The 7,483-nt window shown below is 71.4% G+C and carries 5 protein-coding genes and 1 riboswitch; all 5 genes read left to right on the top strand.

Annotated features, from left to right (window positions below):
- Window positions 1-325: 325 nt before the first annotated feature.
- The 5 genes from rsmA to ACFWX1_RS05360 all read left to right on the top strand — a co-directional run bounded on the left by rsmA (window position 326) and on the right by ACFWX1_RS05360 (window position 7,408).
- On the top strand, window positions 326-1,222 hold the full coding sequence (gene rsmA, locus ACFWX1_RS05380; RefSeq protein ID WP_378384096.1) for a 16S rRNA (adenine(1518)-N(6)/adenine(1519)-N(6))-dimethyltransferase RsmA: 897 nt from the start codon (window positions 326-328) through the stop codon (window positions 1,220-1,222).
- A 116-nt stretch (window positions 1,223-1,338) separates the two neighbouring features.
- Window positions 1,339-1,429, top strand: a riboswitch (SAM riboswitch).
- Window positions 1,430-1,645: 216 nt separating this feature from the next.
- Complete coding sequence (locus ACFWX1_RS05375; RefSeq protein ID WP_378384094.1) at window positions 1,646-2,656, top strand: methionine ABC transporter ATP-binding protein; 1,011 nt, start codon at window positions 1,646-1,648, stop codon at window positions 2,654-2,656.
- A gap of 151 nt (window positions 2,657-2,807) precedes the next feature.
- Window positions 2,808-3,773: a 4-(cytidine 5'-diphospho)-2-C-methyl-D-erythritol kinase gene (locus ACFWX1_RS05370; RefSeq protein ID WP_378384092.1), complete on the top strand. Its 966-nt coding sequence runs from the start codon at window positions 2,808-2,810 to the stop codon at window positions 3,771-3,773.
- A gap of 98 nt (window positions 3,774-3,871) precedes the next feature.
- A complete protein-coding gene (locus tag ACFWX1_RS05365) occupies window positions 3,872-5,668 on the top strand; it encodes an ATP-binding cassette domain-containing protein (RefSeq protein WP_378384090.1) in 1,797 nt (598 codons plus the stop codon).
- A 54-nt stretch (window positions 5,669-5,722) separates the two neighbouring features.
- On the top strand, window positions 5,723-7,408 hold the full coding sequence (locus ACFWX1_RS05360) for a fatty acyl-AMP ligase (protein WP_378384088.1): 1,686 nt from the start codon (window positions 5,723-5,725) through the stop codon (window positions 7,406-7,408).
- Window positions 7,409-7,483: the final 75 nt, after the last annotated feature.

Below are 7,483 nucleotides of genomic sequence, written 5' to 3'. Positions count from 1 at the left end.
CTGTGGTGGGCGGCCCCCCCCGGGGGGGGGGGGGTCTGGCCGCCACGGCCCTTTTGGGCCCTTACACGGTGGCCCCCGTGGGTTCCGCGACAGCCAAAGCCGAGAGGAACGGGCTGGGTGACATGATGAAGGCGGCTGTCACGTTCGCTGTGACGAAGTGACGCTCGCCGCACCAATGGTCGTGAGTGGCCATCTGTGGGGGCGCCCGCAACCGAGGGACGCCCTTGGTGCGTTCACTGCACCGGGGGCGTCCCTCGGCGCGGCCAACGCACCGAAGGCGTCCCTCGGCACGCCCCCGCCCACCCACGCTGGGTACGATCTGCCGGTGGTGGAACTGCTTGGCCCTGCCGAGATCAGGGGGCTCGCGGCCGAGCTGGACGTCCGGCCGACGAAGAAGCTCGGCCAGAACTTCGTGCACGACCCGAACACCGTCCGGCGCATCGTCGAACTCGCCGGGGTCGGGGCGGGCGACGTCGTCCTCGAGGTCGGGCCGGGGCTCGGCTCGCTGACCCTCGGCCTGCTCGGCGCCGGCGCCGAGGTGATCGCCGTAGAGATCGACCCGGTGCTCGCCGGGCGCCTGCCCGCGACGGTCGCCGAGCGTGGCCCGGAGGCCGCCGGGCAGCTCACCGTCGTCGGCGCCGACGCGCTCCGCGTCAAGGCCGCGGACCTGCCCGCCGAGCCGGTCGCGCTCGTCGCGAACCTCCCCTACAACGTCGCGGTGCCCGTCGTGCTGCACCTGCTCGCCGAACTGCCGTCGCTGACGCGCGGGCTCGTCATGGTGCAGACCGAGGTCGCCGACCGGATGGCCGCGGGGCCCGGCAGCCGCATCTACGGCGTGCCCAGCGTCAAGCTCGCGTGGTACGGCCGCGCCCGCAAGGTGGCCGCCGTGCCGCGAGCCGTGTTCTGGCCGGTGCCGAACGTGGATTCCGCGCTGGTTTCCTTCGAACGTGCGCAATTCTCCTTCGAGAACAAGAAATCCGGCACCGAAGAGTCCATTGTGGACAAAGAAGCGCTGTTCGGTGTCGTGGACGCCGCGTTTGCACAGCGGCGGAAAACGCTGCGCGCGGCACTGGCGGGCTGGGCGGGCTCCGCGGACCGGGCGGGCGCCGTGCTCGCTGCCGCCGGGATCGATCCCCGGACCCGGGGTGAACAGCTTGACGTCGGGGACTTCGCGCGTATCGTCGCGGCAGCGGGGCGCGCGCCCCGGTCGTCCGGTGCGTGACGGCGTTATCGCAGCTTGCTGAAGTCCGGCCCCGATCCCGAGGTCTGGGCACGGCCAGTCGTGTGATCTGTGCCTATGGGCTTGCGTTCAATCCCTGGGATCGGTTTTACTCGAAGCGTCCATCCCGAGCGACTGAGAGACCTGGCTCGCCGAAGTCGCAGCAACCACCCTCCCCGGGGCAGGTGCTACCGCCAGGACCGATGGAGGCCACGTCCATGAAGAGGGTTGCCCGCCCGCTCCTGCTCACCAGGCGGCGCGTAGTCGATGAAGGTCGCCGCACGGTCTGTGCGTGTCGACGCTCCACCGTTCTCGCCTGAGTTCTGCCGCCTGAATTTCTTTTCGTGAGCACCGTCCATTTCGGACGGTCAACTGGTGAACGGTCGCGCGCGCCTGGGGGTGCTGCGCCCTGCTTCTGGAGCTTTCGTGATCACTGTCGAAAACCTGACCAAGTCCTTTCCCCACAACGGAAATCCGGTCGTCGCGCTACGGGACGTGAGCGTCGACGTGCAGGCCGGGTCCCTCTTCGGCGTCGTCGGCCCGGCCGGCTCGGGCAAGTCCACGCTCGCCCGCTGCATCGCGCTGCAGGAGCGTCCCGACCGGGGCGTGGTCCGGCTCGACGGCCTCAACACCGGCACGCTCGACGGCAGGCGGCTGCGGGAGATCCGGCGTCAGCTCGGCGTGGTCGGCACCAAGCCGGAGCTGATCGCCGAGCGGACCATCGCCGGCAACATCGCCACCCCGCTGGAACAGCTGGGCGTCGACGGCCCGCAGCGCCGCAGCCGCGTGGGCACCCTGCTCGACCTGGTCGGGCTCACCCCCCGCGCGGCCCAGCGCCCGGCCGAGCTGACCGAGGGCCAGCTGCGCCGCGTCGCCGTCGCGAAAGCGCTCGCGGCGAGCCCGTCCGTCCTGCTGGCCGACGACCCGACCGCGGGCGTCGACAGCGACGAGGCCGGGGCCGTGCTGACCGTCCTCGACCGCGCCAGGGCCGAGCTGGGCGTCACCATCGTGGTCACCACCCCGGACGCGACCGTGGTGCGGCGCGTGTGCGACGACGTCGCCGTGCTGGAGGACGGCGCCGTGATCGAACGCGGCACCGTGCTGGACCTGATCTCCGACCCGGCCAGCCGCACCGCGCAGACGCTGCTGCCCGCGATCGAGACCACCCGCACACAGGCCGCGCGCTACGACCGCTCGGTCGATGTCGTCCTGATCGGCTTCGCGTCGGTCGGCGCCCTGCTGCCCGAGGCGGCGAGCCGCTTCGACGTCGAACTCGCCACCATCGGCGGCGGGCTCACCCGCATCGGGGACACCCCGGTGGGCCGGTTCCGGCTCGGTGTCCGCGGTGAGCGGTCGGACGCGGCGCTGGCCTGGATCGCCGAGCGCGGCGGCCGGGTCACGCACACGACCCGGGGCCCGCAGGGCGTCGCCGCCTGATCACCTGCACCCGTATGGAGCGTGGGGCCACTGCGAGGGAGCTGGAGTCCCTCGAGGAGGCCCCCACGGACCTTTTCGTTACGGGGCCGCCGAGCGTGTCGTGCGTTCTCCTTCCGCGAGCGTTCCGGGCGAGGCCACGTAGGCTTGGCATGTGCTCGCCGTTGTACCGCCCCCAGTGACCGTTCGCGTTCCCGCCAAGGTCAATCTGCACCTTTCGGTGTCCGACCTGCGCGAGGACGGCTATCACGAGCTGGTCACCGTCTTCCAGGCGCTGTCGCTGACCGACGAGGTGACCGTCATGGCCACCGACGAGCCCGGGATCGAGGTCTACGGCGAGGGTGAGGGCTCGGTGCCCACCGGCGCCGCCAACCTCGCGTGGCGCGCGGCCCAGGCACTGGCCGCGTACGCCGGGAAGCCGGGGGCCGAGGCGAAGGTCCGCATCGTGCTCCGCAAGGGCATCCCGGTCGCGGGCGGGATGGCCGGGGGCAGCGCCGACGCGGCGGCCACCCTCGTCGGGCTGGCCTCGCTGTGGAAGCTGGACGTCACCCGCGACGAGCTGGCCGAGATCGCGGCCAAACTCGGCAGCGACGTCCCGTTCGCGCTCTACGGCGGCACCGCGCTGGGCACCGGCCGCGGCGAGCAGCTCGTGCCGGTGCTGGCGCGGCACACGTTCCACTGGGTGCTGGCCTTCGACCAGCGCGGCCTGTCGACGCCGCGGGTGTTCGGCGAGCTGGACCGGCTCCGGGCCGAGGGCAAGCCGCCGCGCATCGGCTCGCACACACCGGTGGTCGAGGCGCTGGCCTCGGGCGATCCGCGGCAGCTCGCCCTGCTGCTCGGCAACGACCTCCAGGCGGCCGCGGTGTCCCTGCGGCCGGGCCTGCGGCGGACGCTGCGGGCCGGGGTCAACGCCGGAGCGCTCGCGGGCACGGTGTCCGGTTCGGGGCCGACGTGCGCGTTCCTGTGCGCCGACGCGCAGTCCGCGGTCGAGGTCGCGGCCGAGCTGTCCGGTGCCGGGGTGTGCCGCACGGTGCGGGTCGCGCACGGCCCCGTCCCCGGCGCGCGACTGGTCGGCGGGGACGACGCCCCGCGGCCGGCGCCGCCGAGAGTGCACGCGTGAGACCTAGCGGGGTGTCCGGAGTGGACGTCCTTTGTGGATAGCGACGGCGCCTGCCGTCGGACGAGATTTTCGCGTAAGGGAAAGGATCGGCTGAGCGGATGGCCAACCTGGTCAACCTGGAGTCGGTGAGCAAGTCCTACGGGGTGCGCCCGCTGCTGGACGGGGTTTCCCTCGGTGTGGCCGAAGGGCAGCGCATCGGTGTCGTCGGCCTCAACGGGGGTGGCAAGACGACGCTGCTGGAGGTCCTCGCCGGGATCAGTGAGCCGGATTCCGGGCGGGTGAGCCAGGTCCGGGGCCTGCGGATGGCCGTGGTGACCCAGCGGACCGAACTCCCCGAGGGCAGCAGTGTCGGCGACGTCGTGCTCGCCCGCTACGGCGCCGAGCACGAATGGGCCGCCGACGCCCGCGTCCGCTCCATTGTGGACGGTCTGGGGATCACCGCGATCGGGCTGGACACCCCGACCGCGAACCTCTCCGGTGGCGAACGCCGCCGGGTGTCTCTCGCGGCCGCGCTGACCGGCGAGCTCGACCTCGTCGTGCTCGACGAGCCGACCAACCATCTCGACGTCGAAGGCGTGCGCTGGCTCGCCGATCACCTGCTGGCCCGCCGGATCGCGGTGGTCGTCGTGACCCACGACCGGTGGTTCCTGGACACTGTCGCCACGCTCACCTGGGAGGTCGCGGGCGGCCGCGTCGAGCAGTACGAAGGCGGTTACGCGGACTGGGTGTTCGCCCGTGCCGAGCGCGCGCGGCTGGCCGCGACGGCCGAGGAGAAGCGGAAGAACCTGGCACGCAAGGAACTCGCGTGGCTCCAGCGCGGTGCGAAGGCGCGGACGTCGAAGCCGCGGTACCGCATCGAAGCGGCCGAGGCGCTGATCTCCGATGTCCCGGAGCCGCGGGATTCGGTGGAACTGCTGGCCTTCGCCAAGCGCAGGCTCGGGAAAACCGTGCTGGAACTGGAAGACGTCACGCTCGGTGTCGGCGATCGGACGCTGCTGGACCACGTCACCTGGCGCGTCGGCCCCGGCGACCGCATCGGTCTCGTCGGCGTCAACGGTTCCGGGAAGACGACGCTGCTGAAGCTGCTCGGCGGCGACGTCGAACCGGAGACCGGCCGCCGGGTCGAGGGAAAGACCGTCCGGCTGGCACATCTCCGGCAGGAACTCGACGATCTGCCCGGTGACCTGCGGGTGCTCCAGGCGATCGAACAGGTCGCGAGCCGCGTCGTGTTCGGCAAACAGGAGATGTCGGCCTCGCAGTTGGGGGAGAAGCTCGGCTTCCCGGCCGCGCGGCAGTGGACGCCCGTCGAGGATCTCTCCGGCGGGGAACGGCGGCGGCTGCAGCTGTGCCGGCTGCTGATGGCCGAGCCGAACGTGCTGCTGCTGGACGAGCCGACCAACGACCTCGACATCGACACGCTGCAGCAGCTGGAGGACCTGCTCGACTCGTGGCCGGGCACGATGGTCGTCGTCTCGCACGACCGGTACCTGGTCGAGCGCGTCTGCGACACGACGGTCGCGTTGTTCGGCGACGGCAAGGTGACGCATCTGCCCGGCGGCATCGACGAGTACCTCACCCGCCGGGAGTCCGGCCGTGAAGGACTCCTTACCGGCACTGGACGCCGTGAAGGGGGCCTTCACGGCACGGCCGCGGAGGAGAAGGCGGCCGCGAAGAAGAGCGCGGCCGAGGTGCGGGCGGCGCAGAAGGAACTGGGGCGGCTCGAACGGAAGCTCGATCAGCTGCACGGCAAGGAGGAGAAGATCCTCGCGGTGCTCCTGGAGGCGGCGACCGACCCGGCGCGGCTGATGGAACTGAACACCGAGCTGAAGGCCGTGCAGGCGGAGATCGGCGACGTCGAGGCCCGCTGGCTGGAGACATCGGAAACGCTCGAATAGCGGATTGCCGCGTTGGCGGGCGGGTCGTGACACGCAGACAGTAATCTGCATCGCATGAGTCGGTTCGTGGACACGCTCGTCGCCACTGCGGCGGGGCGGGGTCAGCAGCGCGGGATGGTCACCGGGGAGCCCAAGGAGCCCGTCCGGCGGACCTGGGCGGAAATCCACCGGCAGGCGCTGAAGGTCGCCGGTGGGCTGGTCGAAGGCGGGATGAAGCCGGGCAGCGCGGTCGCCGTGCTCGCCGCCGCGCCCGCGCTGATCGCGCCGACCGTGCAGGCGGTGTGGCTGGCCGGCGGCAGCGTCACGATGCTGCATCAGCCGACGCCGAGGACCGACCTCGCCGAATGGGCCGCCGACACCGTCCGCGTGCTGCGCATGATCGGCTCCGACCTGGTGCTGCTGGGCGAACCGTTCGACCAGCTGGCGCCGGTGCTCACCGAGCACGGCATCGGGTTCCGGTTGATCACCGACCTCGCGGACGCGCAGCCGCTCGACGCGGTGGTGCCCACGCAGGAGTCCGACACCGCGCTGCTGCAGCTGACCAGCGGCTCGACCGCCGATCCCAAGGCCGTCCGCATCACCTACGGCAACCTGTATTCGAACGTGAAGGCCATGGTCGACCGCGCGGAGTTCGACTTCGACGTCGATGTGATGGTCTCGTGGCTGCCGACCTTCCACGACATGGGCATGGTCGGCTTCCTGACCGTGCCGATGACCTTCGGCGTCGAACTGGTCAAGATCACCCCGGTCGAGTTCCTCGGCGGGCCGCTGATCTGGCCCGAGCTGATCAGCAAGTACAACGGGACCACGACCGCGGCGCCGAACTTCGCCTACGCCATCGTCGGGCGGCGGATGGCGCGTGTGGAGGACGACAACGCCTACGACCTGTCGAAGCTGCGGATCGCGCTCAACGGCGCCGAACCCATCGACGAGACCGCCGTGCAGACCTTTGTGGACGCCGGGGCGCGGTTCAAGATGCCCGCGGAATGCGTTTTCCCGGCCTACGGCATGGCCGAGGCGACGCTGGCGGTGTCCTTCGCGCCGCTGTTCACCGGGCTGACGCTCGACGTCGTCGAGGCCGACGCGCTGGAGGCGGACAACCGCGCCGTGCCGGTGCCCGAGAGCGACCCGCGGCGCGGCACCGACGACGTGCGTTCGTTCGCGGTGCTCGGCCGCCCGCTCGACGGGCTCGAAGCGGAGATCGTGGACGACAAGGGAAACCGGCTCGGGGAACGCGAAGTCGGCGAGATCCGGCTGCGCGGCGAGGCCGTGACCCCGGGCTACCTGACCATGGACGGTCCACTCGCGACACAGGACGCCGAGGGCTGGCTCGACACCGGCGATCTGGGGTATCTGGTCGACGGGCAGATCGTGATCTGCGGGCGCCGCAAGGACGTCATCATCATGGGCGGCCGGAACCTGTACCCGACCGACATCGAGCGGGCGGCGACCTCGGTCGAGGGCGTGCGTGCCGGAAACGCTGTCGCGGTGCGGCTCGACGCGGGCAGCAGGCGCGAACGGTTCGCCGTCGTCGTCGAATCGAAGCTCGCCGGCGATCCCGAAGCCGAGAAGTCACTGTCCAAAGAGGTCGCGGCCCGTGTGCGCGACGCCGTCGACATGCGCCCGTTCGCCGTGGTCGTGCTCCCCGCCGGGAGCCTGCCGAAGACGCCGTCGGGCAAGGTCAAGCGCGCCGCCACCGCGGTCCAGTACGCCGACCGCATCGCCAAGAACGCCGAGTAACCGTACCCGGAACGCCATCTCGCGTACCCGGACGGTCGGCCGGCGTACCCGGACAGTCGGTTCGCCGACCGACCC

Origin of the sequence: Amycolatopsis sp. NPDC059021, from assembly GCF_042739895.1 — a bacterium.
Classification (GTDB): Bacteria; Actinomycetota; Actinomycetes; order Mycobacteriales; family Pseudonocardiaceae; genus Amycolatopsis.
Note: the sequence above shows the minus strand (reverse complement) of the source record. Positions and strands in the feature narration are given on the sequence as shown.